The sequence below is a fragment of the Halothermothrix orenii H 168 genome, assembly GCF_000020485.1.
GTDB classification, from domain to species: domain Bacteria; phylum Bacillota; class Halanaerobiia; order Halanaerobiales; family Halothermotrichaceae; genus Halothermothrix; species Halothermothrix orenii.
In genome coordinates, this window is sequence record NC_011899.1 from 1,667,787 (window position 1) to 1,691,687 (window position 23,901).

Below are 23,901 nucleotides of genomic sequence, written 5' to 3' on the forward strand. Positions count from 1 at the left end.
TTTGGTTAAATCTATTTGAACGTTATAGCCTTATAAAGTTATAGTCTTATAAGCAGATCAGGAAAATAATATCCAGTTGTCACCTGAACTTTTCTGTATTGGTTACCAGAATACAGGGATAAGTTATTTGAAACTATTCTCGAAATACATTTTATAAGATTTATATGGCTATATAATTTAAATGGCGTCAGCTTTTCTGTTAACCTTTACTCCGTCTACCCTTTCAACATATTTATATTTCTTCAGGGGAATCAAGGTATCTTTATTAGCAGAAAGAACTTTACCTGACTTATCGATGAGTTCACCCCTTACCCTGATTTCTTTAAAATCACCGGAAATTATTTCCCTGGCAATAATGCCAGCTAAATCCGCTTCGATAACCGGTATTTCAACCTCTTTATTAATATGTTCTTCTTTCCCGGTTATCTCCCACCTTAAAGTAAGGTCTTCAAGGGAATGGTGATAATCATTGACTACCCAGGCTCTGGCCTCAACAGAGCCCTGATTAAATATAGCGGTAAAGGATACTAAAACCGGTTTAAAGGCATCTTTCACAGTAAAGTACGCCTTCTTTGGTTTCCGGTAATAATCTATTATTGACCAGTCAATTGCAGGCCATGTATTGACAAAGTGGAACTGTAACAATCCATTAACATTCCTGTATTTCTTTCTCCTCAAGGCTTCAATATGCTTTTTATAAAATTTATGCTGATAATCCTGGGTTATCCTGACCAGGTCCTCCAATTTCTCGGGGAAACTACCCATATTTTCCTGATAGATATTGGTTTGAAAACCACGATAACGGTATTCATCCCAATCAGGTGGCCATAATTTCTCTTCAGGTATAAACTTTTTTAAAGATTCGATACCTGGTAAAGACTGGGTCCCAAATTCAGTTATAAACAGGGGATTATAATATTCGGCATCCCCTATCTCTCCCCAGTACCAGCCAACCCAGTGGACACTGATATTGGCACTGACATAGTCTTCGAATTCATCCAGGCTTCCAAAATATTCTGGAGGTTCACCAGAAGTCATAATCACTGAGTCCCTCCAGACCGGCCGCCCGGGGTCAATTTTTCTTATTGTAGCTTCTACAATCCGGTCAAGTTTATTGTAATCATGATACCTTGACTCACTGTGACAGCACCACAGGAAAATTGAAGGGTGGTTATACAATTTTTTAACAAATCTTTCAGAAATGCTCCTGGCCCGTTCAATGATTACCGGGTCAGGCTCATAACCCCACTGAAAGGGTAAATCCTGAAAAACCAGAATTCCCCTGCGGTCACACTCTTCATAGAAGTAATCTTTTTCCATATGGGAAAAAACCCTGACCATATTCATATTGGCCTCAACCATCATCTCTATATCAGTATCATAACGTTCTTTATCGGTTCTTGAGAGGTAATGGTCGGAAAGATAATTGGTACCACGGGCAAAAAATCTCTTTCCGTTTAAGTAAAGCTCCCAGTTACTACCCTTTTCAACTTTCCTGATACCGATTAAACGGGTATATTTTATAATCTGACGGTCGTTTTCATCATTCAGTTTTAGTTCAAATCTATATAAATTAGGATTTCCCAGATCCCATGTCCACCATAATTCAGGTCTGTTAAGTTCCATTTTAAGGGATATATAGTTATATCCGGGGGTCAAATACAGGTCAATATCTTTTACAAATGAGTCTCCTCTAAAATTATCAGGGATAAGTTTAATATTTCCCTGGCAGGAGACCGGGTCATCGGTCCAGTTATAGACCTTACCCTTTATATATAGCTCAACCTCTTTTTGAGAACCCTTAAACTCCGGGGTAATAAACAATTCTTCAACCCGGAAAGGTTCTGTAATCTCAAGAAAAACAGGCTTCCAGATACCACCGGGGTTTACTACAGGATTTGGATACTGCGGATTGGACGCTGACGGAACCTCAGGACAATCCTTTAATCCCTGTTGTTTAACAGGTAAACAATCCCAGTGGTAATTCCCTCCTTTGAGGGTTGTTTTAAATTCCGGTCTTCTGTCTACATAGCTCTCTACTTTTACAAGCAATCTATTTTCTTGCTTTAAAAAATCTGATACTTCAAATTCAAAACTATCAAAATCCCCTTCATGGGTACCGAAATAAACCCCATTTAACCAGACCTGACATCTATAATCAACACCTTTAAAATTCAGAAAAGCTTTCCTGTTATCATCAAGTCTATCATTTTCAACTTTAAATTCTTTTAAATACCAGACCACTCCCTGATAATCATAACCCTGATTTTGCCAGTGGGACGGAACCTCAATTCTATTCCATCCTGCAGTCTCAATACTGTCCCGGTACATAATCCCCTCTTTTTCCAGTTTATCTTCAGGGTCATGTTTGATAAGCCAGTTGCCGTTTAGTTCAATTATTGCTCCATCCATTTTAATCCCTCCTGGAAAAATATCATATCGGTTAATAAAATCATCTTATTTTCCTGGTGCTTTCCCTCTCTATAAGCCTGTACGGCAGCTGCACATTGATAGCCCGGTTATGTCTACCTTTAATCCTGTCAATTAAAAGCTGAGCAGTGGTGGAACCTATCTCCTGGTGGTTTTGATGAATAGTGGTTAAACTTGGTCTTACAACCGAGGCTACCTCTGTATCATCAAACCCGATAATCGATATATCGTCAGGAACTTTATAACCTTTATCATAACAGCAATTCATCGCTCCAATAGCGATCTTGTCTGAAGCTGCAAAAATAGCTGTTGGTGGTACCTCTTTCCCGGTAAGAATATCCTCCATACACCGGTATCCACTATCTATATTAAAATCACCTTCAACAACATATTCCTCAATTTCTTTGACCTTATATTCCTTTAAAGCTGCACTGAAACCACGGTATCTATCAAGCCCGGCTGCAATATCTTTTAAAGGACCGGTTATCATTCCAATCCTCCGATGTCCCAGTTCTATTAGATATGAAGTAGCTTCATAGGCAGCCTGAAAATTATTTATAGTTACTGATGGAAGTTCGACACCGGGGAAATTTTGACCAACAATAACAGTCGGGATATTATACTTATTAAAAAACTCTTTATGTCTGTCAGTAAAGAAAACACCGGAAAAAATAATCCCATCCAGCTGTTTTTCTATAAATACATCAAATATTTCTAACTCTTTATCGACATTAGCCCCGGAACTGGATAGAATGATATCAAAATTGTTTTCATCAGCAACCTGTTCTATCCCCTTAATCATTTCGGCAAAATTTAGATTAGCAACATCCGGTATAATAACACCAATTAAAGCAGTATGTTTTTTTATTAAACCCCGGGCCAGGGCATTGGGCCGGTAACCCGTTTCTTCTACTACTTTTAAAACTTTTTTCTTAAGTTGTGGGCTAACCGGTTTACTGTTATTAAGAACTCTGGAAACAGTAGCTGTAGACACACCTGCTTTTTGGGCAATATCTTTAATAGTAAGTCCCATTACTCACTCACCTTACTTTATATTAGTATTATGTAAAGGTTTTCCCGGGGACTAAAAAAATAATTGCAAAAACATCTGGCACTATATACCACCTTTAAAACGTTGTTATATAAATGGTTACTGTTACCTTTATTATATTTATATTCGTTACACTACGATATAATTCCAGTTTTATTTTCCTCAAATGGGTAAATCACAGGTAAACCTTTACCTAAATTATATATAATTTTTGTAACCCTGTCAAGGACTATTAATCCAATTTTCAAAAATTTTTTATTTGGCAAAAGATAGTTATAATCTGGTAATATTAATCTAGATTATTTCAACCGTATAATCGGTTACGTCAAATCCATTAAAGTCTTCTGCAAAATCAACAATACTGGAAATAAGACGGTCCACATATTTACGGGAATTAGCAATAGTAGCTATACCCACTTCTGCCCTTTGCCAGACATCATTATCACCAATCTCTGAAATAGAAATATTATATTTATTCCTGGCCCTGGTTATAAAGCTTTTTAATACTCTCCTCTTTTCTTTTAAGGACGTAGCCATCGGTATTCGCAATTTAAAGATACAGGTCCCGATTACCATTAATCACTTACCTCCCCACTATAATCATTGCGTGTTTTTACAGACTTTGATATACAATTTGTACTTTAATTAATTACATTTAAGAATGCTTAACTATATATAATTTACCATAACAGGAGGGAAAAATAAATGAAAACCGGCCGGGTTGTTAAACCCCAGCCGGAATTTTACACTTTCGCCTAGATTTAATAAAAATATCGGTTTAACAGCCCCTCAAGCATTCTGGCATGCCGGGCCTCATCAAGAGATGTTATATCAAAATAATCATGAGCTTTGTCTATTCCTTCTTCTTTAGCCTGGACAGCTGCTTCTCTTTTCCCACGGTTTGACCCCTGTTCCCCTTTTAGCATGTTTTCAATATTTTCTTTAGTGCTGGAAGATATCTTTCCATTTAATTCTGCAAAGATAGCGGCATGTTCTGCTTCCTCCCAGGCAATTCTTTTAAATACTTCTGCAGCCTCAGGATAACCTTCTCGCTGGGCCTGTCGGGCCATGGCCAGATATAGCCCGACTTCGTTTGTCTCCCCCGTAAAATTCATTTCTACAGTTTCTTCCAGTCCTGTTTCCTTTGTTATTCCCATTCCAGCTTCATTGGTTAAAGTTAATTCCAAAAATATACCCCCTTATAGTATTTTAAATTTATGCCTTGTAATTTGATATAAAACAGAAAAAGCAGCTTTAAATAATATTTTCAGGTTTCTTTATCATCTTTTTTGTCTTTCCGGCTGTATTTTACGTAATTTTTTTTAAACTTTTCTTCACGGCATAGGTTAAGCTCTCCTCCTTCTTCTATTATTAAATAATCCCCTGGTTTACCCTTTAATATTCCTTCTGATGTGGTAACCTCAAAATATTCGTTCATTTGTCTGGCCTTGATAACCCTGGGTTTCCTTATAAATACTCCCCATCCACTATCCAGTTCGGAAGAAAAATAACTATTCATTTTTCCCCTGCCTTTCCGTCCTGTATTGAAAATCACAATTAATTTTAATCTCATGCAAACTCAATTTATTTTATGTGAATTATTAACTTTAAGTTCATAAACTTTTAAGTTTATGTTATTTAACTTTGACAATAATACTGATATAATTAATTTAAAATAAAACGGATAAGGAGGAACACCATGTTCCATTTAAACCAGGTTAAATATAGGGATATCCTTTATATTGATAACCTGCATATTGATAGTAACTGTATTACCTGTATTCTGGGAAAAAGTGGCGGTGGAAAAACAACTTTACTTAAGCTTTTAAATAATATGCTAACACCTGATAGTGGTCTGATTACCTACAGGGGAAAAGACCTGAATACATATAATCCGGTTTTCCTTAGAAGGAGCATCCCCATGCTGCCCCAGAACCCGGTGGTATTCCCGGGGAGCATTAGAGATAACTTCAGGTTGGTTGAAGAATATACAGAAAAACCACCAGCACCTGATAGCAGGTATTTAGACCTGCTAAAAATGGTAGGTTTAAATTATAAACCTGGAGAAAATGCCAGTAATTTATCTGGTGGTGAAAAACAGAGGCTTGCCCTGGCTCGTATTATGTTACTAAAGCCAGATACCCTTTTACTGGACGAACCTTCGTCAGCCCTTGATAGTGAAACTGAAAGGTTCATTATTTCAATGGTTGTCGACTATATCAAAGCCCGGAAAGGAACACTGGTAATGGTCACCCATTCCAGTCTAATTGCCAACAAATTTGCCGAGAAAACTATAGTTGTTAATGAAGGAACCGTTGAAAAAGTAATAGAAAGGTAGGGGATTAAGTGATGGATGAACTCGTAAATATAACCCTCATCAGGTTAATTTCAGCCTATATATTTATCCTTTTTCTTTTAATGATAGTCAAAACACAGAAAATAGGTCACGAATGGGAAATAATCCTGGCAACAGGTCGGATGACAGTACAGCTTATTCTGGTGGGGTATGTTCTGACCTATATTTTTAACCATCCAGATATCTTTTTAAGCCTCGGAGTATTGGCATTAATGGAACTCTTTGCTATTCATAATATCTTTTCACGGGTTAAAAGCGAAATCAATAAAAAACTTAAATATTTAATTACTATAGCTATGGTGACCGGAACAGGAACGAGTATTGCCTTTTTTACCTTTATTATTTTAAATCTAAAACCATGGTATCTCCCCCAGTATATTATTCCGATCTCCGGAATGTTAATTGGTAACTCCATGACCGGTATTACCCTTGGGGTCGAAGGGTTAACCGGAGGAATTAAAGATAATAAAGAAATGATTGAAAATGCCTTGATGCTCGGTGCCACCCCTGAGTTATCAACCAGGGATATTGCCAATAGGGCTTTTTACAATGCCCTCTTACCAACCCTCAATTCTATGATCGGGATGGGAATTATCTTTCTCCCGAGTATGATGACCGGACAAATTCTGGCCGGGGCTTCCCCCCTGGTGGCCATAAGATATCAGCTGGCCATCATGCTGGGAATTACCGGCAGTGTTACCCTGACAGTATATATACTGGTAAGGTGGGGGGCGAGAACATATTTTAATAAAAGGGCCCAGCTTGAATTATCTTAAATTTTAAAAAAATAAATGACAAAAAAAGCCTGGCTTTTTTTAGCCAGGCTTTTTTATATTGCTTGTCTATAATAATATATTTTTATCTATGTTTAATTCACTCTTCCCCTTACCTCCCCGAGGAGGTGGTTTATAAACTGGCGGGCTGTTCTTCCCGATCTACCATTGTGCCACATTTCCCACTGCAGGGCCCTTTCTTCAAGCTCGTCTTCACCAAGGGGTATACTGTATCTTGAAGCCATTTTTTTAACTATAGCCAGATATTCCATGCGGTCCGGTGAAGGGAATGTAATCGTTATCCCGAATCTTTCAGAAAGTGACAGTTTTTCCTGGAGTACCTCCCCACCGTGGACTTCATTACTATCTCTATCAGACCATTTCTCCTTAACAAGATGCCTCCGGTTAGAAGTTGCATAAAAAAGGACATTATCGGGTTTAACCTCAATCCCACCTTCCATAACAGCCTTTAAATACTTATAATCGGTTTCAAAATCTTCAAAGGAAAGGTCATCCAGAAAAATAATAAAATGGAGCCCACGCCTCTTTAAATTATTTACTATATCTGGAATATCCTTAATCTGATTTTTACTTATCTCCAGTAACCTGAGGCCACGCCCGGCAAATTTATTAACCAGAGCCTTGACTGAAGAAGACTTACCGGTCCCACTATCCCCAAACAGGAGCACATTGTTGGCCAGTTTTCCTTCAAGGAAATTCAGGGTGTTTTTTATCAGGCGTTCCTTCTGTTTTTTATAACCAATTAAATCTTTAAAAGTTATCGGGTCATGGTCACGAACACCTGCAAACCTGCCATCCTTCCATCGAAAAGCCACCCACTGGTTGAAGGGAGCTGCTCCATTTTTATAATGAAAATCTATCAAACTGGAAAGTATTTCATCACAGGATTTTCCTTCAAAAGAAGCTAAAATTTTATCAAACCAGGACGCCAGTGGATTAAAATTATCCCTGTCCCTTGCTGGACAATATCCTGATAATTCCTCCAGGATATCTGCTCCGGTACCACTAAACCTGGCAATTTGTTTGATACCAACTTTATCATAAATTTCTTTAATTATTTTCAGGTCATATTCTACCAGGTGATATAAGCTAGTTTTCAGGACAGTCCCGTATTTCTCTGCAGAAATAGTAAAAATATTGGTGGCGGCCATTACCCTCCAGATTAGATAATTCCTCCAGACATCCCCTTTTACATTATGGGTTTCAGCAAATTTTATAAGGTTATAACAGAGATCATAAAAATTGTATTTATAATTTTCTTTATCGGTGTTCTTTGATGCCATTAAATTAATTATATTTTTAATAACTTTATCCTGGAAAAGGTCACGGTATATAACTAATTTATTAAATTTATCAGCCAAATACTGTAAATCATCTAATGCCATCGATATTTCATCCCTCTTATCAATTTTTTATTAATCTTCAATTTTGATGGGTATATCTATATTAGAATCGGGTGAATCCGGTGACCCCGGGTTTAGAAAATCACCACCGCCATTGGCTTCAATAAAATACTGGGCCAGTAAGAACCAGATTACTCCAGTGGACACGATAGATAAAAATGTCTGTAGAATAAAGTTAACTCCTCCAGCGAAAAGTTCATTAGTAAAATTAATTAAAATCAGGACTATAAATTGCATAAGAAGACTCCCCAGAATAAAGACAAATAAATATAATAAAAAAGCTCCAAATATGGACCAGCCCATTTTTTTATCTTTTACTACCTGAAAGCTTTCCTTTCTGGCTTTATTAATACCTTCTTCCTTTATAACGACATAAAAGGGGGTTAAACTATAATGAACAGTAAGGTAACCTATCACCACCAGACTTGCCAGAAATGATAACACTAAAACCGCTATAGAACCGGGGTTTAACTGAGTCATTTCAAATTGATCATTAAATAGAATATATATACCAGGAATGGCAGGAATTAAAGCAATTAAATAAACTATTAAATAGGTTAAAAACATGGTAATAAAAAGTTTAATAAATTTATCAAATCCAATACTAATAGCTTCCATCAATTTAACCCTGTTTCCCCTGGTCCGGTGATAGGTTAAATAAGCTATGGCTCCCATCAGAGTAAATCCAACTAACAGGACATAGAAAAAAAATACTATTATTCCAATTACCGGTATATCTCCGGCCATTATATATTTTCCAGAAAACATGATAGCCACAAAAGCCCCTATCATTACACTGACAAAGGATAAAATATAATATAAAACCAGAATCCCGAAGTTCTTAAAAGTCAAATTGAAACTCTGTATAAACTTATCAAACATATTATAGACCCCTTTCTTATCCTTCCCTTATCTACATATTTCTTTATTTAATTCTTTAAAAAATAACACATTCCTGCAAATTTCAAACTAAAATACCTTTCTCTAATAATCGTTTTTCCTTAAAAAGTATATGTTTAATATACTAAACCATTGTAACCATAGTTACATTAAAGATAATCTAAAATTATTCTCTTACAAACGGTGTACTCATTTTTTGTGAATATATTTTTAATAAATAGTTAATCATATTATTATAACTGGCCGGATAATCTGGAATTACGAAAAAATGGAGGTGTAATTACTTGAGTACCACTTTAAAGGCATTGATATCTAAATTCGTGATTACAGGTATAGCAGCCCTTATTGCATTTTACGCCACCAGTGATTTTACATGGATTATTGTTGTATCCCTGTTGGGGACTACTTTAAATTACCTGGTGGGCGATCTCCTTGTTTTACCCAATTTTGGTAATGTTTTGGCTTCAATTGGTGATGGTTCCATGGCTGCTATAACGGCATATATTGTAGATCTGATTGCTCCTGCATTTGATGTCACCACCTCTTCACTTGTTTTATTTGGATTACTGGTAGCTGTGGGTGAATATTTCTTCCACATTTACCTGAAAAGGTCTAAAAAGGTAGCTCCGTAAATTTTTAACTATATAACTACTAAGACAGGTAGATATCGTATAGTAATTTATTAATTAATAAAACCCTGGAACTTCCTTTCTTACGTTTATTCCAGGGTTTTCAGGATATTAACAAAAATATTTATACCCAATATACTACTGGTTACTTAATATATATTAATAATTATAAATATGTTTAATAGAAACTATTCTCTATTAAGGGAGATTCAAAATGTCCTCTACCCTTTGTCTAACCCCGGCTATCTTCTTATCAAATGCCCTCTCAACCTCCCGGGGGTCTTTTGTTTCATCCATATAGGCTTCAGCCAGTTTTTCCCCTTTAAGGGCAGCAAGACTTATTTCAAATTTGTTTCCCATTATCTGAATTTCTTCTTTAATTAGCTCAATATTAAACACATAATTTTCTTTATACTCCTTATTCCAGACTTTTAAAGCTGCTTCATAATGATTTAAAGCAGATTCATAATCTTCATTAAAACTCAGAGCCCGGGCATACTGAATATGTTCCGGTAAGGTAAAATTATTAAAATCCTTATCCACATATTTCATTAAATGTAAATCTGTCAGTTTATCAGTTTTATCTGAAACCAGACCCGTAATATCCTCCACTCTATATTTTATCTGCTGTTCCTTTTCCTCATATTTCCTTTTAATTTTAGTTGTATCTTCACCGTTTAATATGGCCTGACCCAGCTCTTCACCTTTTTTGCCAGCAAGCATAATCTGGTATTTCAGACCGGTCCTTTCAATCTCTTCTATTATAAGGGGTAAGGTAAAAAAATAGTATTCATTATTATTCCAGTTTTTAAGGGCCTCTTCATAATAATTTAAGGCACTTTCATAGTCTCCATTAAAAGCAGACTGTCTTGCCTTATATATATATGTATTCACCCGAAGTATATTGTTATCACTGGCACCAACTAATAAGGTAGACCCTGCGATAAATATTAAAACAAGTAATACTACCTTTAATTTGTGTTTCATTTAATATCCCTCCCAAATTATTTTCACTAGTAACATTTATTCAGGGTATATTATCAAGTCCTTTACCCCGTTTTTCGACCCTGATTGCTTGATTACCTTTTGATTTTTAATAAAAATTTTTTTATAGCTTTTATAGTTTCCTTTTGTTGTTCCTTTCTGCTAATAATGGCTTCATTATCTCCTGATTGAAAACCATAAAACCCAAATTGAGAATGGTTTCCTCCTTCAATCTTTACCCAAACAGTGTCAGCAGGGAGCAGTTCTTTAGAGTTATTTATTTTTTCAGCAGTGGCAATACCATCCCTGGTTGCATAGATGGATAAAACATCTAAATCACCCCTGGATAAATCATCTTCTTTAGATGGGTAAGAAGCCAGTAATATTAAACCTGTTATCCTGGAAGGATTTTCACTGGCATACCGGGCTGCCATAGCCCCACCGAGGGAATGTCCTCCAATTACCCAGTTATCAATATGGTTATATTTTTTAATTACCTTATCAGCTTCATTTATCCCGAATATAGCCAGGTTAACAGGCATGGGTACAATAACAACCTTATAACCAGACCTGGCTATATTAAAGGCCAGTGGAGTATATGCTTCAGCTTTAACCCTTCCCCCTGGATAAAAAATAAATCCTGTATCTACTTTATTGAGGTTAGCTGGCTCAACCACAATCCAGTCATTTCTGGTGATCCTGACCCCGTTTTTATTACCCATTATTTCAATGGCATAATCCATCGCTTCATAGGGATTTAATAACCAGATACTCAATCCTGATATTAGTATTAAAATAATAACCAAAAAGACCAGTAAAAATCTACGTTTACGTTTCTTTTTTATTTTAAAACCCCCCCCTACCTGGATTAAATACTATAAGTTTAGCCGCTGCCATAACTTTTTTATATGACACCGGCATATATGAACATCTTAGTGGATAAAGTCTTAAACCCAGCTTTACCATTTATTATAAAATATCTTATGATAGATATCAGGTAATGTTAGTGCTTTTTTCATCTTTTTTCTTTTTAACCACAAGGTATAAAATACCTGACAGAATTATAACAGTTAACCCGGTTAACAATAAGTTTTTGGTATTGGGGGTTGTAGCCTCTACATAAATTTTATTTTTTGTACCGGGAACCAGATTCCAGACCAGGGTATATCCATTATCCCTTACTTCAGATGCATTATGCTTTCCCGGCTTAACAGGGAGTGTAAATATAACATTTAAGTTAATTTCATTTAAGAAAGAATTTAATATTTGCTTTTGAAATTCATCCATCTCCTGTTGTTCCTCTTCCGATAACTTCATATCACTCATATCAAAGGTGGCATTTATTTTATATGTATTTTCAAAAAAACCCTTCTTTAACTCTACATTACCTCCATCAATACCAGTCTCTTCTGAATTCACATTGATGGGAACATCCTGATTTAAAAAATCAAAAGAAACCTCATTTAGTGAATTTACATGCTTTTTTGCTATTAAACCGGTCATTTCCTCATTTTTATAAAATGTAACCTCAAAACCCTTACTCTCAAATTGCTGTTTAACCTGCCCCAGACCGGTACCTTCTGATTCTAATATTCCCAGAAGCATTTCATTAAATCCCATTTTATAATTTAAATCTGCACTACCGTCTTTATTAACTGTAACATGAAAAAAACCCTCGACACAACCTGTTAAAGTTATTGAAACTAAAATTAATAAAACTGTCAGTACAATTTTCTTAAGTCTTATTGTCATATTCTGTCCCCCTTTATTTTAAATTCCATTATATATTTACACATTAAGAGATATTATTCCTTCTTTCTGCAACAATTTCCTACCCAGGTTCAATTCCTACCAGGGACATCATTTTCTAATAACTGATATAGCAATAATTAAGCCCCTTCTTTGTTAAGGGGCTTTTGTTATATAACTATCAATCGGTACCCAAAGGGGGCTGAAAATTATTTATAATTATTCTTTAAAATATAATAATAATAATAATTTACATATACTACTAGGACTTATACACGGATTTTACTCTCTACGACCTACGACAACTATCCTAACATATAGAACATTAGGGACGAAGTACTACTTGATGCGCATATATCTGCATTATACTTTTGTCACTCTACTATAAACTCCTCTGTATACTGGATGTTTTCCCATACAAGCCCATCGGAGCGAAAGTACTTTCGTATAATAGAACCATCTTTTTTAATATAATCTATAACAAAAACCTGTCCTGTTTCTATCAGCATCGGATAATTGTCGTAAGGCATTACATACCCTGTTTTAGGACTATCCTCAAAATCTTCATATGCATTCTCCAGACGCCAAAATTCCCTATAGACATAATCTTCTTTAAATCCTGTCAACTCCTGTTTCCCAAAATACATTGCCTCATACTCTTTTCCACCAACCTGGATTATATCTACCCGGTACGGTTCAATATCCTTCACCAAAATAAATAAATCTACTGAGTGTATAGCATCACCATAACGTTCCTTCAATTGATTTGCCATGCACGGAACAGAATTAGTATGGTCCATCGCCTCCAGCCCGGTATGTGCGGCACCATAAATCCCCATTATGCTTTCGCCTTTTAATTGATCAAATTCGCGGATAAAATTCTCCACCATCATGTTTTCACGATAAACATGGTCTTTATCAGAATAAAACTTCTTGCCCTGCTCTATCACCTCTTTTGCTCTCAGGTATTGCTCTGAGTCCTCCAGGTTATTACTTCGAAGATATTTCAGAAAACGTACTCCTATACTATTATATCGATGCCCGATATCTGTCCCGTGGAAAATCGTTTCAGGACAATGGATTTTTATCTTCTTGAAAAACTCTTTATATTCAGGGTTACATAGAGCAGTATTAGCCCAATCAAAATATAGATTATTCAGAATATCGTCGCTATCTGATTGCATCCATATGTTCAAAAATTCTGCGGTATAGTACGGAAGTTCTAAAAATAAATGTCTCATATTCTGGTTGTGGTAGTAATCATACCATAATTCAAATTCTTTATCTATAATTTTATCTACACCATGCACTTCCCCATATAGGTAAATTTGTCCAGAAGATTGCGACGGTGGTGAGGATATGTCACTTTGTGTTGCACCAGTTGAACTAACCGCCAACACCAATATCATAATCATTGCAAAAACAGCCGCAATACTTTTACTTTTCATTTCCCTATCACCTCACTAAATAAAAATAATTTTCACTAACAGGATACCAATTTTAAAACATCGTTACTGATTTAAGTGGACATGTTTCGACATTTAAAAACCTTATAAACATTTATTCTTTATTATTTATTATCCATTTTTATTAATATTCCTTTTAAAAAAAAGAAGAAAATGTAAAACTCCAATTACTGTTATAATGGATGTATATCCTCATGTAACACCAGATTTGTAGAAGATAACAGCAGAAAGAATGGATAAGAACTCACAAAAATGTGTTAAATTTAAATAAAAAAAAAGAAACCTGAAACAGGTTTCAATAAAGAGCAAAACATTATAACTATGATATTAACATGTACTTTTGTCACTCTACTATAAATTCCTCTGTGCACGGGAGATTTTCCCATACAAGCCCATCGGAGCGAAAGTACTTTCGTATGACAGAACCATCTTCTTTAATATAATCTATAACAAAAACCTGTCCTGTTTCTATCAGCATCGGATAATTGTTGTAAGGTAGTATATTCCCTGTCTTAGGTCTATCCTCAAAATCTTCATATGCATTCTCCAGACGCCAAAATTCCCTATAGGCATAATCTTCAAATCTTGTCAACTCCTGTTTCCCAAAATACATTGCCTTATACTCTTTTCCACCAACCTGGATTATATCTACTCGTAAATCTACTGAGTGTATAGCATCACCATAACGTTCCTTCAGTTGATTTGCCATGCACGGAACAGAATTAGTATGGTTCATCGCCTCCAGCCCGGTGTGTGCTGCACCATAAATCCCCATTATGCTTTCACCTTTTAATTTATCAAATTCGCGGATAAAATTCTTCACCATCATGTTTTCACGGTAAACATGGTCTTTATCAAAATGGTACTTCTTTCCCTGCTCTATTACCTCTTTCGCTATTAAGTATTGCTCTGAATCCTCTAAATTATTACTTCGAAGATATTTCAGAAAACGTACTCCTGTAGTATTATATTGATGTCCGACATCTGTCCCGTGGAAAATCGTTTCAGGACAATGGATTTTTATCTTCTTGAAAAACTCTTTATGTTCAGGGTTACACCCAGCAGTATTAGCCCAATCAAAATATAGATTATTCAGAATATCGTCGCTATCTGATTGCATCCATATGTTCAAAAATTCTGCGGTATAGTATGGAAGTTCTAAAAATAAATGTCTCATGTTCTGGTTGTGGTAGTAATCATACCATAATTTAAATTCTTTATCTAAAATCTTATCTACACCATGCATTTCCCCATATAGGTAAATTTGTCCAGAAGATTGCGACGATGGTGCGGGTGTATCACTTTGCGTTGCACCAATTGAACCAACCGCCAACACCAATATCATAATCATTGAAAACACAACCGCAATACTTTTACTTTTCATTTCTCTCACCTCACTAAATAAAGATAATCTTCACTAACAGGATACCAATTTTAAAACATCATTGCTAAGTTTAAAGTGGACATGTTTCGACATTCAAAATCTTATAAACATTTATTCTTTATTATTTATTATCCATTTTTATTAATATTCCTTTTTTAAAAAAGAAAAAAATTGTAAGGCTCCAATTACTGTTATAATGGATGTATATCCTCATGTAACACCAGATTTGCAGAATATAACAGCGGAAAGAATGGATAAAGAACTCGAAGTAATTAATTAATGATTACCCGGTGGTTTTTTAATAAAATTTAAAAAAAGCCCTCTCACAACGAGAGGGCTTAATATTACATTGGAAAAATAAAATGGCACGGGCAGGAGGACTTGAACCCCCAGCACCTGGATTTGGAGTCCAGTGCTCTACCAGTTGAGCTATGCCCGTGCGTTGGATTTCAGGCAATTTATACCTGCCTGTTATCAAATTATATAACTGGTGGAGGTGGTGGGATTCGAACCCACGTACTACATGGGTCACCCTTCAGGCACCTACGAGCGTAGTCTGTGTTTTAATCTCATAGCCTGATCCCCCACAGACAGGGTCCCAGACTATCAGCCTGTAATGTTCCCTACTACCCTACAGGCATCAGGTAGCAGGTAGCCCACTGTTTATGACACTTACCCGATTCCGCAGGCAAAAACCGGATAAGCGTAGCTGCTTTGTTTAAGCAGCAGCTAAAGCGTAATTGTTATTGTCTGCAAGTAATTTTAAATGGTCAGTGTTTTACGTGTGAAAGACCAACCACGGCTCGCTCCTGAAGGATTCACCATGCAGGCGAAACCCGGAACACCCCCAGATTTATCCTGTAGAGTTTTGTATTATAAATTATAACTTACCAGTATATAAATGTCAAGTTAATAACGCTGCCTTTCTTTAAAGGCCCGTCTTATTTCACGTTCAGCTGTTTTTTTGGCTATTTCCTGACGTTTGTCATATTTCTTTTTACCTTTAGCAAGGGCCAGTTCAATCTTGGCCAGATTGTTTTTTAAATAGATACTCAAAGGAACCAGAGAATAACCCCTCTGTTTAGTTTTACCGATCAGTTTTCTAATTTCACTCTTATGGAGTAAAAGTTTTCTTTTCCTCCCGGGGTCATGGTTATAACGATTCCCCTGCTTATAGGGACTGATATGCATATTATATAAGAATACTTCACCATTCTCAACCAGGGCAAAGCTATCCTTTAAGTTAACCCTGCCCTCCCGGACAGATTTAATTTCAGTCCCCCTTAAAATGATACCAGATTCATAGGTTTCTTCGATGAAAAAATCATGTCTTGCCTTTTTATTCCGGGCTATAACCTTTATATTATCCTGTCCCATTTTATCCCTCCTCTACTCGATGAGGCTAAAATCTATCTGTCTTTCATCTAGATTGACCCGTTCAACCCTGACCCTTACCCTGTCACCAAACCGGTAAGTCTTCCGGGTCCTCTCACCAATTAAAGCATGCTGTTCTTCCACATAATGATAGTAATCATCCTCCAGATTTTCAACATGGATAAGCCCCTCAACAGTATTATCCAGTTCAACAAAGAAGCCAAAATTGGTAACCCCGTTAATAATACCTTCATACTCTTCTCCAGTTTTATCCTTCATATATTCAACCTTCTTCAAATCAACAGAGTCCCGTTCAGCTTCCATGGCTTTTCTTTCCTGGAGGGAGCTGTGTTCAGCAACTTCAAATAATTTCTCTTCCAGTTCTTCCTGCCTCCGGGCTGGTAGATAACCTTTTTTAATAACCTCTTTAATAATCCGGTGAATCATAAGGTCGGGATACCGCCTTATTGGGGATGTAAAGTGGGTATAATAATCGAGAGCCAGTCCAAAATGGCCAATATTCTGGTCTGAGTAGACTGCCTGTTTCATGGACCTTAAAAGTATTCTGGTAATCAAGCGTTCTTCCGGTCTCCCTTCCACCAGTTGAAGCAGTTCCTGTAATTCCCGGGGGTGTATCTCATTATTAACCCCCTTTAAATGGTAGCCAAAATTATGGATAAATTCATTAAAGTCAGCCATCCTGCCGTGATCAGGCTGATCATGAACCCTGTAGATAAAGGGTATCTGTCGCCAGTACATATCTTCAGCAACTACCCGATTGGCTGCAATCATAAATTCCTCAATAAGCTGTTCAGGAATACCATGAACTCTGTTTATAATATCAACCGGCTTACCATCTTCATTAAGGATAACCTTTACCTCGGGCATATCAAAATCAATGCTACCCCGGGCTACCCTTTCTTCCCTTAATCTTTTCCTGAGCTTATTCATTAACTTTAAATAGGGAACAAAATCCCTGTATTTTTGAATTGCCGCTTTATTTTTATGAACAAGGATTTCTCTGACCTCATCATAGGTTAAACGGTAATTGGTTTTGATAACACTGGGAACGATCTCATACTCCATCAGTTTAAAGGGTTCCAGCTGATAAGTAATAAAGACCGACATGGTTAACCGGTCCTGATTGGGGTTAAGGCTACAGATACCATTGGAAAGCCTCTCAGGAAGCATCGGAATAACCCGGTCCACCAGATAAATACTGGTTCCCCTCTTCAGAGCCTCCCGATCAAGGGCACTATCTTCTTTTACATAATGGGAGACATCGGCAATATGGACCCCCAGGCGTACCTGGTTATCATCCACCTCTTCAATGGATACAGCATCATCAAGGTCCTTAGCATCAGCCCCGTCAATTGTAACCATGGGCATAGCTCTAAGGTCCCTTCTTCCCTTTAAGTCACCTTTACTTATTTCAAGGGGAATAGACTTTGCTTCCTCAAGGACCTCATAATCAAACTCCTGGGGAAGACCCAGCTGATAAATTATCCCCTCTATGTCTACTCCCCGTTCTCCCCGGGAGCCCAGGATTTTAATTATCTTACCTTCAGGGTTTCTCTTTTTTTCAGGCCATCTGGTTATTTCAGCAACCACTTTCTGGTTTTGCCTGGCCCCGTTTAATTCCTCTTTCGGAATAAAAACATCATAAAAAATTCTTTTATTATCAGGGACTACAAAGCCAAAGTACTTGCTTTTCTCCAGGTTGCCGACCACCTGGTGGTTGGCCCGTTCTATGATTTTTACAACTTCTCCCTCTCTGTTTTTACCCTTTTGCCTTGAAAGAAGTCTGACAAAGACCCGGTCATTATGCATGGCCCCTTTTAGATTTTCAAGGCTAATAAATATATCATCCCGGGTCGGGTCATCAGGGATTAAAAACGCAAATCCCCTGGGGTTACCCTCAATACGACCGGGAATCAGGTCCATTTTCTCGGGAATACCGTATTTACCATCCTGGGTTTTAAAAAGAAGACCCTCTTTAACCAGTTTTTTTAAAAGGTTAATAAATATCCCCTTCTGATCCTTTTCAATTTTAAATACTTTCATTAATTCGGCGGCCGACATAGGCCGTTCGGCCTTATCGGCCATAAATTCCATAATTTTATCTCTAGCGCTCATAGTCACCATTCCTAAATTATCATTTTATTTTAATTATCGCCTGGCTTTTCCACCAGAAAAATCAATTATAGTAAAACTGGATTAACGTTGGATTTAAGTACCTTATATCTATTATTACCTTACCTGGCATGGTTTATAAGCCCAGTTCATCAGAAATACCCTGCATGGCCTCCAGAGCCAGGCCTATAAACTCTTCAAGCTCAAGACCCATTTCAGAACAGGAAGCAATGACATCCCGGTCTGCCCCCCGGGCAAAAGACTTTTCCTTATAACGATTCATTACAAACTCAGTATCTATAGAATCCAGTTTTTTATCAGGGTGGATCAAAGCTGCAGCTACAATAAGACCGGTCAGGGGATCACTGGCATAAAGGGCTTTATCCATCAGACTCTTACGGGGTAATCCATGAACACCATTATGAACTTTAACGGCATATACTATATCCTCAGGCAAACCTAATTCTTCAAGCATTTCAGCCCCTACGATACTGTGGCGTTCCGGCTCATCAGCTGTTTTTTCATAATCTATATCATGGAGTAGTCCTGTCAAACCCCATTTTTCCACATCTTTATCAAAATACTCTGCCAGTCTCCTCATTACCGCCTCTACAGCAAGGCAGTGTTTTACCAGATTCTTCTGTTTAATATTCTTCTTAACCAGTTGATAAGCATCTTCCCTGTTCATATTGAATCGTACCTCCTTATCAGTTTTACTTTTAACATCAAAATAATGCTGTATTTTTTTAATTTTAACCAATTTTTATAATAAAAATTTATACACCTTGAGCATACCCGGTTATGGATCAGCAACAATAAATTTCCCGGTAGCCGATGCCAGAAGCGTATCATCACTGTCATATAGCCCGGCCTCGGTAAAAATCAATTTTTTTCGCTGTTTTTTAAAAATCCCGGTTATTCTCAATCTCTCACCGATCCTGACCGGGTGTTTAAACCTGACCCGGATTTCAGCAGTTACTGCTATTTCACCTTTTAAAGCAATTACCTTGGCCATAGCTTCATCTAGTAATGTTGTAACCAGTCCTCCGTGCATAATACCATCATAACCCTGATGAACATCCCCTGGAATGAATACAGCCTCAGCAGTATTATCACCGGTTAATTTAAAGTCAAGGTTCAGGGATATGGGATTATCAGGACCACAGGCAAAGCACATCCTGTCCCCTTCTCTCATAAAACTCCTCCTCCCAAAAATATCTTTTAAAAAACCCCCTAAGCCTGACACTTAGAGGGTTTTACTCAGCATTATTATTGTAATTGTTATTACATAAATAGTGGAGCAAAAACAAGTGACACAATGGTCATAAGCTTGATTAAAATATTCAGAGATGGTCCAGAGGTATCCTTGAAGGGATCACCTACAGTATCACCAACAACTGCAGCAGCATGGGTATCGGTACCCTTACCACCGTAGTTACCGGCCTCAATGTACTTTTTGGCATTATCCCAGGCACCTCCGGCATTGGCCATCATAATAGCCAGGAGAACACCGGCAGCCAGAGCTCCAGCCAGGAGTCCACCCAGGGCTTCAGCGCTCCACAGTCCAATGACAATGGGTACAATAACAGCCATTAATCCGGGCACAACCATTTCTTTTAAGGCAGCTGCTGTACTGATATCAACACAGCGAGCATAATCCGGTTTGGACTTTCCTTCCATAATACCCGGTATCTCTTTAAACTGCCTTCTAACTTCCTCTATCATCTGGAAAGCAGCCCTACCAACAGCCTGCATGGTGATAGATGAGAAGAAGAAAGGCAGCATAGCTCCGATAAAGAGACCAATAATAACATTCGGGTTGGTCAGGCTAATCTCAACCCCTACTTCAGATGAGAAGGCTGAGAACAGTGATAAAGCGGTCAATGCAGCAGAACCAATGGCAAAACCCTTACCGATAGCAGCTGTTGTATTACCTACTGAATCGAGCTTGTCTGTAATTTCACGGACCTCTGGTTCCAGGTTGGACATTTCAGCAATACCACCGGCGTTATCAGAGATAGGACCATAAGCATCGACAGCCAGGGTCATTCCGGTAGTAGCCAGCATACCAACGGCAGCAATGGCAATACCGTAAAGTTCTCCAAAGTAGTAGGCAATAAAGATAGCTACTGCAATTACAATAATGGGAAGAACAGTACTCTTCATACCAACAGCCAGACCACCAATGATATTGGTAGCAGTACCGGTCTGGGATTGATCGGCTATACTCTGAACCGGTTTATAGTGGTCAGAGGTATAGTATTCGGTAATCCGTCCGATTAAAATACCGGCCAGAAGCCCGGCAACAACGGCCCAGAAAACACCTAAATCACCGATAAGGCCGTTTACCAGGAAGTAAGAACCAATCAAGGTCAGGATACCACTTATAATAGTTCCCCTTTCCAGGGCTTTAGCTGGATTACCGCCTTCTTTTGCCTTAACAAAACGGGTACTAATGATTGAAGCAATAATACCTATGGCAGCTACCAGTAATGGTAAAATAACATGTTCCGTTACCTGGGTACTGAAAAGACTACCGAGAGCCATAGCGGCAACAATAGAACCAACATAAGATTCAAAAAGGTCAGCACCCATACCGGCCACATCACCGACATTGTCACCGACATTGTCGGCAATAACGGCCGGGTTCCTCGGATCATCCTCAGGTATACCTGCTTCCACCTTTCCTACCAGGTCAGCCCCGACATCGGCCGCTTTGGTGTAAATCCCACCACCAACACGGGCGAAAAGGGCAATTGAACTGGCACCAAAGGCAAAACCCCTGATATAGTCTACATTTCCGGTGAATATTATGTAGAGCACCCCAAGTCCCAGGGTACCCAGGCCTACAACTGACATTCCCATTACGGCCCCACCGGAAAAAGCAATCTCCAGGGCGTTATTCAAACCAGTTCTGGCGGCATTGGTAGTCCTGGCATTAGCAGTAGTTGCAATCTGCATACCAACAAAACCGGCCAGAGCAGAAAAGATAGCCCCTAAAATAAAGGATACGGCAGTCTGCCATCCCAGACTGGGAACAAAAATCATTATCAGGGCTACAATAATTACAAATACTGAAAGAATCCTGTATTCCCTGCCTAAAAAGGCCATAGCCCCTTCATTTATAGCCCGGGACAGTTCGACCATTTTGGAAGTACCTTGCTCTGCCTTATTTACCTTCCCGGCCAGATACAGGGCAAAAAGTAATGCAATGATACCTGCTAAAGGTGTATAAAACTGCATTTGACATCCTCCTTATTCAATTTTAGTCTTATTTAAGATTATACAAAAAAGGCTAACAATAATGATGTAATCATAAATAATACTGCAGCTATTGAGGTAAAGAAACTGAGTTTTTCATCAATACCTTTTTTCTTACCAAATATCTTGGTGGCCCCTCCATCTATTGCCCCGGATAGCCCGGCACTTCTTCCTGACTGGAGTAAAACACCGGCAATAACGGCCAACGCTATAATAAAATGGGCAATTTTCAAAATTAACACTGCCTTCTCACCTCCGTGTCTGCCATGATTATAGGGCTTTCTCAATTAAATATTGTAACACACTTATTTTAAAAAAACAATCCTCCCGGGTTCTTTCCTGAAACTATTTTTTTCCGATACCATTAAATTAGATATCCTGTAAGAGAAATAGTATGTAAAATATACATAAAAGGAGGGCGCCGGGCCCTCCCCTTTAATATATAATATTTGTTCACCTGGTTTATTTTATTAATGAATTTTGCTATATCTCTGTATACAGTGTATTTTTCTATAACCATCTTCGCCTTCTGCTTTTTTATAACCCCTGCTTCAAGTAGTGTTATATTCTTTAACTTTATTCGCTTACAGGTATTTTACCACTTCTTACCTTAAGTTATAGAAAGCATCTTTACCAGCATACTCAGCGGCTTCACCGAGTACTTCTTCAATCCTTAAGAGCTGATTGTATTTAGCAACCCTTTCAGACCTGGCCGGAGCACCGGTTTTAATCTGTCCGGTATTCATGGCAACAACCAGGTCAGAGATGGTAACATCCTCGGTTTCACCGGAACGGTGAGAAACAACAGCAGTAAAACCAGCTTTTTTAGCCATTTCAATAGCTTCAATGGTTTCAGTCAGGGTACCGATCTGGTTAACCTTGATAAGAATAGAGTTACTACTCTTTTCTTCAATACCGCGGGAGAGACGTTCGGTATTGGTTACATAGAGGTCATCCCCAACCAGCTGGATTTTATTACCGAGTTTTTCAGTAAGTTTAGCCCAACCATCCCAGTCATCTTCAGATAGACCATCTTCAATTGAAATAATGGGATATTTATCTACCAGTTTTTCATAGAACTCGATCATTTCTTCAGAGGTTTTTTCAACCCCTTCACCTTCAAGAACATATTTACCATCTTTATAAAGCTCGGTAGCGGCTACATCAAGGGCCAGCATGATGTCATCTCCGGGTTTATAACCGGCCTTTTCTACAGCCTCAATAATTACTTCAATGGCTTCTTCGTTTGAACCCAGGTCAGGGGCAAAGCCACCTTCATCACCGATAGCAGTGTTAAGGCCTCTACCCTGAAGTACTTTTTTGAGGTTGTGGTAAACCTCGCTTCCCATCCTCATGGCTTCAGCAAAGTTTACAGCCCCTACCGGCATAATCATAAATTCCTGAATGTCAACATTGTTATCGGCATGCTCCCCACCATTGAGGATATTCATCATCGGCACAGGTAAAACTTTAGCATTGACACCACCGAGGTATTTAAACAAGTAGCTATCTGAAGCATTGGCAGCAGCTTTGGCTACAGCCAGTGATACTCCGAGAATAGCATTGGCCCCGAGTTTACCCTTATTCTCGGTTCCATCGAGTTCAATCATTAACCTGTCAATATCAACCTGGTCCCTGGCGTCATATCCAATTAATTCAGGAGCAATTACTTCATTAACATTTTTAACAGCTTTCTGAACACCCTTGCCGAGGTAACGGTCCTCACCATCCCTCAATTCAACAGCTTCATAGGCTCCGGTTGAGGCTCCAGAAGGAACAGCAGCACGCCCCAGGGAACCGTCACCAAGGACAACTTCAACTTCAACAGTAGGATTACCGCGAGAATCAAGAATTTCACGGGCAAAAACATCAACAATACTGGTATCAATCATTTTTATCCCTCCATTATTTATATTGTTTATAAGTTTTTATTTGATTCTAATTATGTCTTCCAATCACATTACTGGCAGAAATATAGACAAAACCA

Annotated in this window: 22 protein-coding genes, 1 tRNA gene and 1 other RNA gene; 3 read left to right on the forward strand and 21 right to left on the reverse strand. The window is 37.9% G+C overall.

The window, feature by feature from the left end:
• Nucleotides 1–177 precede the first annotated feature (177 nt).
• From HORE_RS08130 to HORE_RS08150, 5 genes are all read right to left on the reverse strand, one after another.
• Complete coding sequence (locus tag HORE_RS08130) at nucleotides 178–2,412, reverse strand: glycoside hydrolase family 2 protein (protein ID WP_012636489.1); 2,235 nt, start codon at nucleotides 2,410–2,412, stop codon at nucleotides 178–180.
• A gap of 40 nt (nucleotides 2,413–2,452) precedes the next feature.
• A complete protein-coding gene (locus tag HORE_RS08135) occupies nucleotides 2,453–3,463 on the reverse strand; it encodes a LacI family DNA-binding transcriptional regulator (RefSeq protein ID WP_012636490.1) in 1,011 nt (336 codons plus the stop codon).
• 312 nt (nucleotides 3,464–3,775) lie between these two features.
• Nucleotides 3,776–4,057, reverse strand: coding sequence for a DUF503 domain-containing protein (locus HORE_RS08140; RefSeq protein WP_012636491.1), 282 nt, complete (start codon nucleotides 4,055–4,057; stop codon nucleotides 3,776–3,778).
• Between the two features lie 185 nt (nucleotides 4,058–4,242).
• Entirely contained in the window at nucleotides 4,243–4,668 is a 426-nt protein-coding gene (locus tag HORE_RS08145; RefSeq protein WP_012636492.1) for a ferritin-like domain-containing protein, read from the reverse strand.
• Between the two features lie 80 nt (nucleotides 4,669–4,748).
• Complete coding sequence (locus HORE_RS08150; protein WP_012636493.1) at nucleotides 4,749–5,000, reverse strand: PGDYG domain-containing protein; 252 nt, start codon at nucleotides 4,998–5,000, stop codon at nucleotides 4,749–4,751.
• 180 nt (nucleotides 5,001–5,180) lie between these two features.
• Here HORE_RS08150 and HORE_RS08155 point away from each other — a divergent pair, with 180 nt between their 5' ends.
• Together HORE_RS08155 and HORE_RS08160 are read left to right on the forward strand one after the other, a co-directional pair.
• Nucleotides 5,181–5,819, forward strand: coding sequence for an ABC transporter ATP-binding protein (locus tag HORE_RS08155; protein ID WP_012636494.1), 639 nt, complete (start codon nucleotides 5,181–5,183; stop codon nucleotides 5,817–5,819).
• Nucleotides 5,820–5,830: 11 nt separating this feature from the next.
• Nucleotides 5,831–6,613: an ABC transporter permease gene (locus tag HORE_RS08160; protein WP_012636495.1), complete on the forward strand. Its 783-nt coding sequence runs from the start codon at nucleotides 5,831–5,833 to the stop codon at nucleotides 6,611–6,613.
• A gap of 92 nt (nucleotides 6,614–6,705) precedes the next feature.
• Here the strand turns inward: HORE_RS08160 and HORE_RS08165 are convergent, their stop codons facing one another.
• Both HORE_RS08165 and HORE_RS08170 read right to left on the reverse strand, forming a co-directional pair.
• A complete protein-coding gene (locus HORE_RS08165; RefSeq protein WP_012636496.1) occupies nucleotides 6,706–8,016 on the reverse strand; it encodes an ATP-binding protein in 1,311 nt (436 codons plus the stop codon).
• Nucleotides 8,017–8,046: 30 nt separating this feature from the next.
• On the reverse strand, nucleotides 8,047–8,916 hold the full coding sequence (locus tag HORE_RS08170) for a hypothetical protein (protein WP_012636497.1): 870 nt from the start codon (nucleotides 8,914–8,916) through the stop codon (nucleotides 8,047–8,049).
• Nucleotides 8,917–9,218: 302 nt separating this feature from the next.
• On the opposite strand from HORE_RS08170, the gene HORE_RS08175 reads away from it, so the two are divergent.
• Complete coding sequence (locus HORE_RS08175) at nucleotides 9,219–9,566, forward strand: DUF2512 family protein (protein WP_012636498.1); 348 nt, start codon at nucleotides 9,219–9,221, stop codon at nucleotides 9,564–9,566.
• A gap of 195 nt (nucleotides 9,567–9,761) precedes the next feature.
• On the opposite strand, the gene HORE_RS08180 is transcribed toward HORE_RS08175, so the two are convergent.
• From HORE_RS08180 to eno, 14 genes are all read right to left on the reverse strand, one after another.
• Nucleotides 9,762–10,550 carry a hypothetical protein gene (locus tag HORE_RS08180; RefSeq protein WP_012636499.1) on the reverse strand — a complete coding sequence of 263 codons (789 nt, stop codon included), beginning with the start codon at nucleotides 10,548–10,550 and terminating at the stop codon, nucleotides 9,762–9,764.
• A gap of 92 nt (nucleotides 10,551–10,642) precedes the next feature.
• Entirely contained in the window at nucleotides 10,643–11,323 is a 681-nt protein-coding gene (locus HORE_RS08185; RefSeq protein ID WP_167935774.1) for an alpha/beta fold hydrolase, read from the reverse strand.
• A 217-nt stretch (nucleotides 11,324–11,540) separates the two neighbouring features.
• The gene (locus HORE_RS08190) at nucleotides 11,541–12,299 is read right to left on the reverse strand and encodes a hypothetical protein (RefSeq protein ID WP_012636501.1); all 759 of its coding nucleotides are present in this window, start codon (nucleotides 12,297–12,299) and stop codon (nucleotides 11,541–11,543) included.
• 371 nt (nucleotides 12,300–12,670) lie between these two features.
• Nucleotides 12,671–13,606 carry a hypothetical protein gene (locus HORE_RS08195; protein WP_226984149.1) on the reverse strand — a complete coding sequence of 312 codons (936 nt, stop codon included), beginning with the start codon at nucleotides 13,604–13,606 and terminating at the stop codon, nucleotides 12,671–12,673.
• 499 nt (nucleotides 13,607–14,105) lie between these two features.
• Nucleotides 14,106–15,146, reverse strand: a complete 1,041-nt coding sequence (locus tag HORE_RS08200) for a hypothetical protein (RefSeq protein WP_012636503.1) — start codon at nucleotides 15,144–15,146, stop codon at nucleotides 14,106–14,108.
• A 363-nt stretch (nucleotides 15,147–15,509) separates the two neighbouring features.
• Nucleotides 15,510–15,585 (reverse strand) — tRNA-Trp (locus HORE_RS08205).
• Nucleotides 15,586–15,634: 49 nt separating this feature from the next.
• Nucleotides 15,635–15,995, reverse strand: a transfer-messenger RNA (tmRNA) gene (gene ssrA, locus HORE_RS12720).
• A 60-nt stretch (nucleotides 15,996–16,055) separates the two neighbouring features.
• Nucleotides 16,056–16,523 carry an SsrA-binding protein SmpB gene (gene smpB / locus HORE_RS08210; protein WP_012636504.1) on the reverse strand — a complete coding sequence of 156 codons (468 nt, stop codon included), beginning with the start codon at nucleotides 16,521–16,523 and terminating at the stop codon, nucleotides 16,056–16,058.
• A 12-nt stretch (nucleotides 16,524–16,535) separates the two neighbouring features.
• Complete coding sequence (rnr, locus tag HORE_RS08215; protein WP_012636505.1) at nucleotides 16,536–18,656, reverse strand: ribonuclease R; 2,121 nt, start codon at nucleotides 18,654–18,656, stop codon at nucleotides 16,536–16,538.
• A gap of 133 nt (nucleotides 18,657–18,789) precedes the next feature.
• Nucleotides 18,790–19,341: an HDIG domain-containing metalloprotein gene (locus HORE_RS08220; protein WP_012636506.1), complete on the reverse strand. Its 552-nt coding sequence runs from the start codon at nucleotides 19,339–19,341 to the stop codon at nucleotides 18,790–18,792.
• 111 nt (nucleotides 19,342–19,452) lie between these two features.
• Nucleotides 19,453–19,848 (reverse strand): PaaI family thioesterase, encoded by a 396-nt coding sequence (locus HORE_RS08225; RefSeq protein WP_012636507.1) that lies wholly within the window; start codon nucleotides 19,846–19,848, stop codon nucleotides 19,453–19,455.
• 89 nt (nucleotides 19,849–19,937) lie between these two features.
• The gene (locus HORE_RS08230; RefSeq protein WP_012636508.1) at nucleotides 19,938–21,896 is read right to left on the reverse strand and encodes a sodium-translocating pyrophosphatase; all 1,959 of its coding nucleotides are present in this window, start codon (nucleotides 21,894–21,896) and stop codon (nucleotides 19,938–19,940) included.
• Between the two features lie 38 nt (nucleotides 21,897–21,934).
• Nucleotides 21,935–22,156 carry a preprotein translocase subunit SecG gene (gene secG / locus HORE_RS08235; RefSeq protein ID WP_012636509.1) on the reverse strand — a complete coding sequence of 74 codons (222 nt, stop codon included), beginning with the start codon at nucleotides 22,154–22,156 and terminating at the stop codon, nucleotides 21,935–21,937.
• 363 nt (nucleotides 22,157–22,519) lie between these two features.
• On the reverse strand, nucleotides 22,520–23,806 hold the full coding sequence (eno, locus tag HORE_RS08240; protein ID WP_012636511.1) for a phosphopyruvate hydratase: 1,287 nt from the start codon (nucleotides 23,804–23,806) through the stop codon (nucleotides 22,520–22,522).
• Nucleotides 23,807–23,901: the final 95 nt, after the last annotated feature.

Coding starts and splice junctions, on each gene's coding strand:
- HORE_RS08130 (WP_012636489.1), bottom strand. CDS start 2,412: ATGGATGGAGCAATAATTGAACTAAACGGCAACTGGCTTATCAAACAT.
- HORE_RS08135 (WP_012636490.1), bottom strand. CDS start 3,463: ATGGGACTTACTATTAAAGATATTGCCCAAAAAGCAGGTGTGTCTACA.
- HORE_RS08140 (WP_012636491.1), bottom strand. CDS start 4,057: ATGGTAATCGGGACCTGTATCTTTAAATTGCGAATACCGATGGCTACG.
- HORE_RS08150 (WP_012636493.1), bottom strand. CDS start 5,000: ATGAATAGTTATTTTTCTTCCGAACTGGATAGTGGATGGGGAGTATTT.
- HORE_RS08155 (WP_012636494.1), top strand. CDS start 5,181: ATGTTCCATTTAAACCAGGTTAAATATAGGGATATCCTTTATATTGAT.
- HORE_RS08160 (WP_012636495.1), top strand. CDS start 5,831: ATGGATGAACTCGTAAATATAACCCTCATCAGGTTAATTTCAGCCTAT.
- HORE_RS08165 (WP_012636496.1), bottom strand. CDS start 8,016: ATGGCATTAGATGATTTACAGTATTTGGCTGATAAATTTAATAAATTA.
- HORE_RS08170 (WP_012636497.1), bottom strand. CDS start 8,916: ATGTTTGATAAGTTTATACAGAGTTTCAATTTGACTTTTAAGAACTTC.
- HORE_RS08180 (WP_012636499.1), bottom strand. CDS start 10,550: ATGAAACACAAATTAAAGGTAGTATTACTTGTTTTAATATTTATCGCA.
- HORE_RS08190 (WP_012636501.1), bottom strand. CDS start 12,299: ATGACAATAAGACTTAAGAAAATTGTACTGACAGTTTTATTAATTTTA.
- HORE_RS08200 (WP_012636503.1), bottom strand. CDS start 15,146: ATGAAAAGTAAAAGTATTGCGGTTGTGTTTTCAATGATTATGATATTG.
- smpB (WP_012636504.1), bottom strand. CDS start 16,523: ATGGGACAGGATAATATAAAGGTTATAGCCCGGAATAAAAAGGCAAGA.
- rnr (WP_012636505.1), bottom strand. CDS start 18,656: ATGAGCGCTAGAGATAAAATTATGGAATTTATGGCCGATAAGGCCGAA.
- HORE_RS08220 (WP_012636506.1), bottom strand. CDS start 19,341: ATGAACAGGGAAGATGCTTATCAACTGGTTAAGAAGAATATTAAACAG.
- HORE_RS08225 (WP_012636507.1), bottom strand. CDS start 19,848: ATGAGAGAAGGGGACAGGATGTGCTTTGCCTGTGGTCCTGATAATCCC.
- HORE_RS08230 (WP_012636508.1), bottom strand. CDS start 21,896: ATGCAGTTTTATACACCTTTAGCAGGTATCATTGCATTACTTTTTGCC.
- eno (WP_012636511.1), bottom strand. CDS start 23,806: ATGATTGATACCAGTATTGTTGATGTTTTTGCCCGTGAAATTCTTGAT.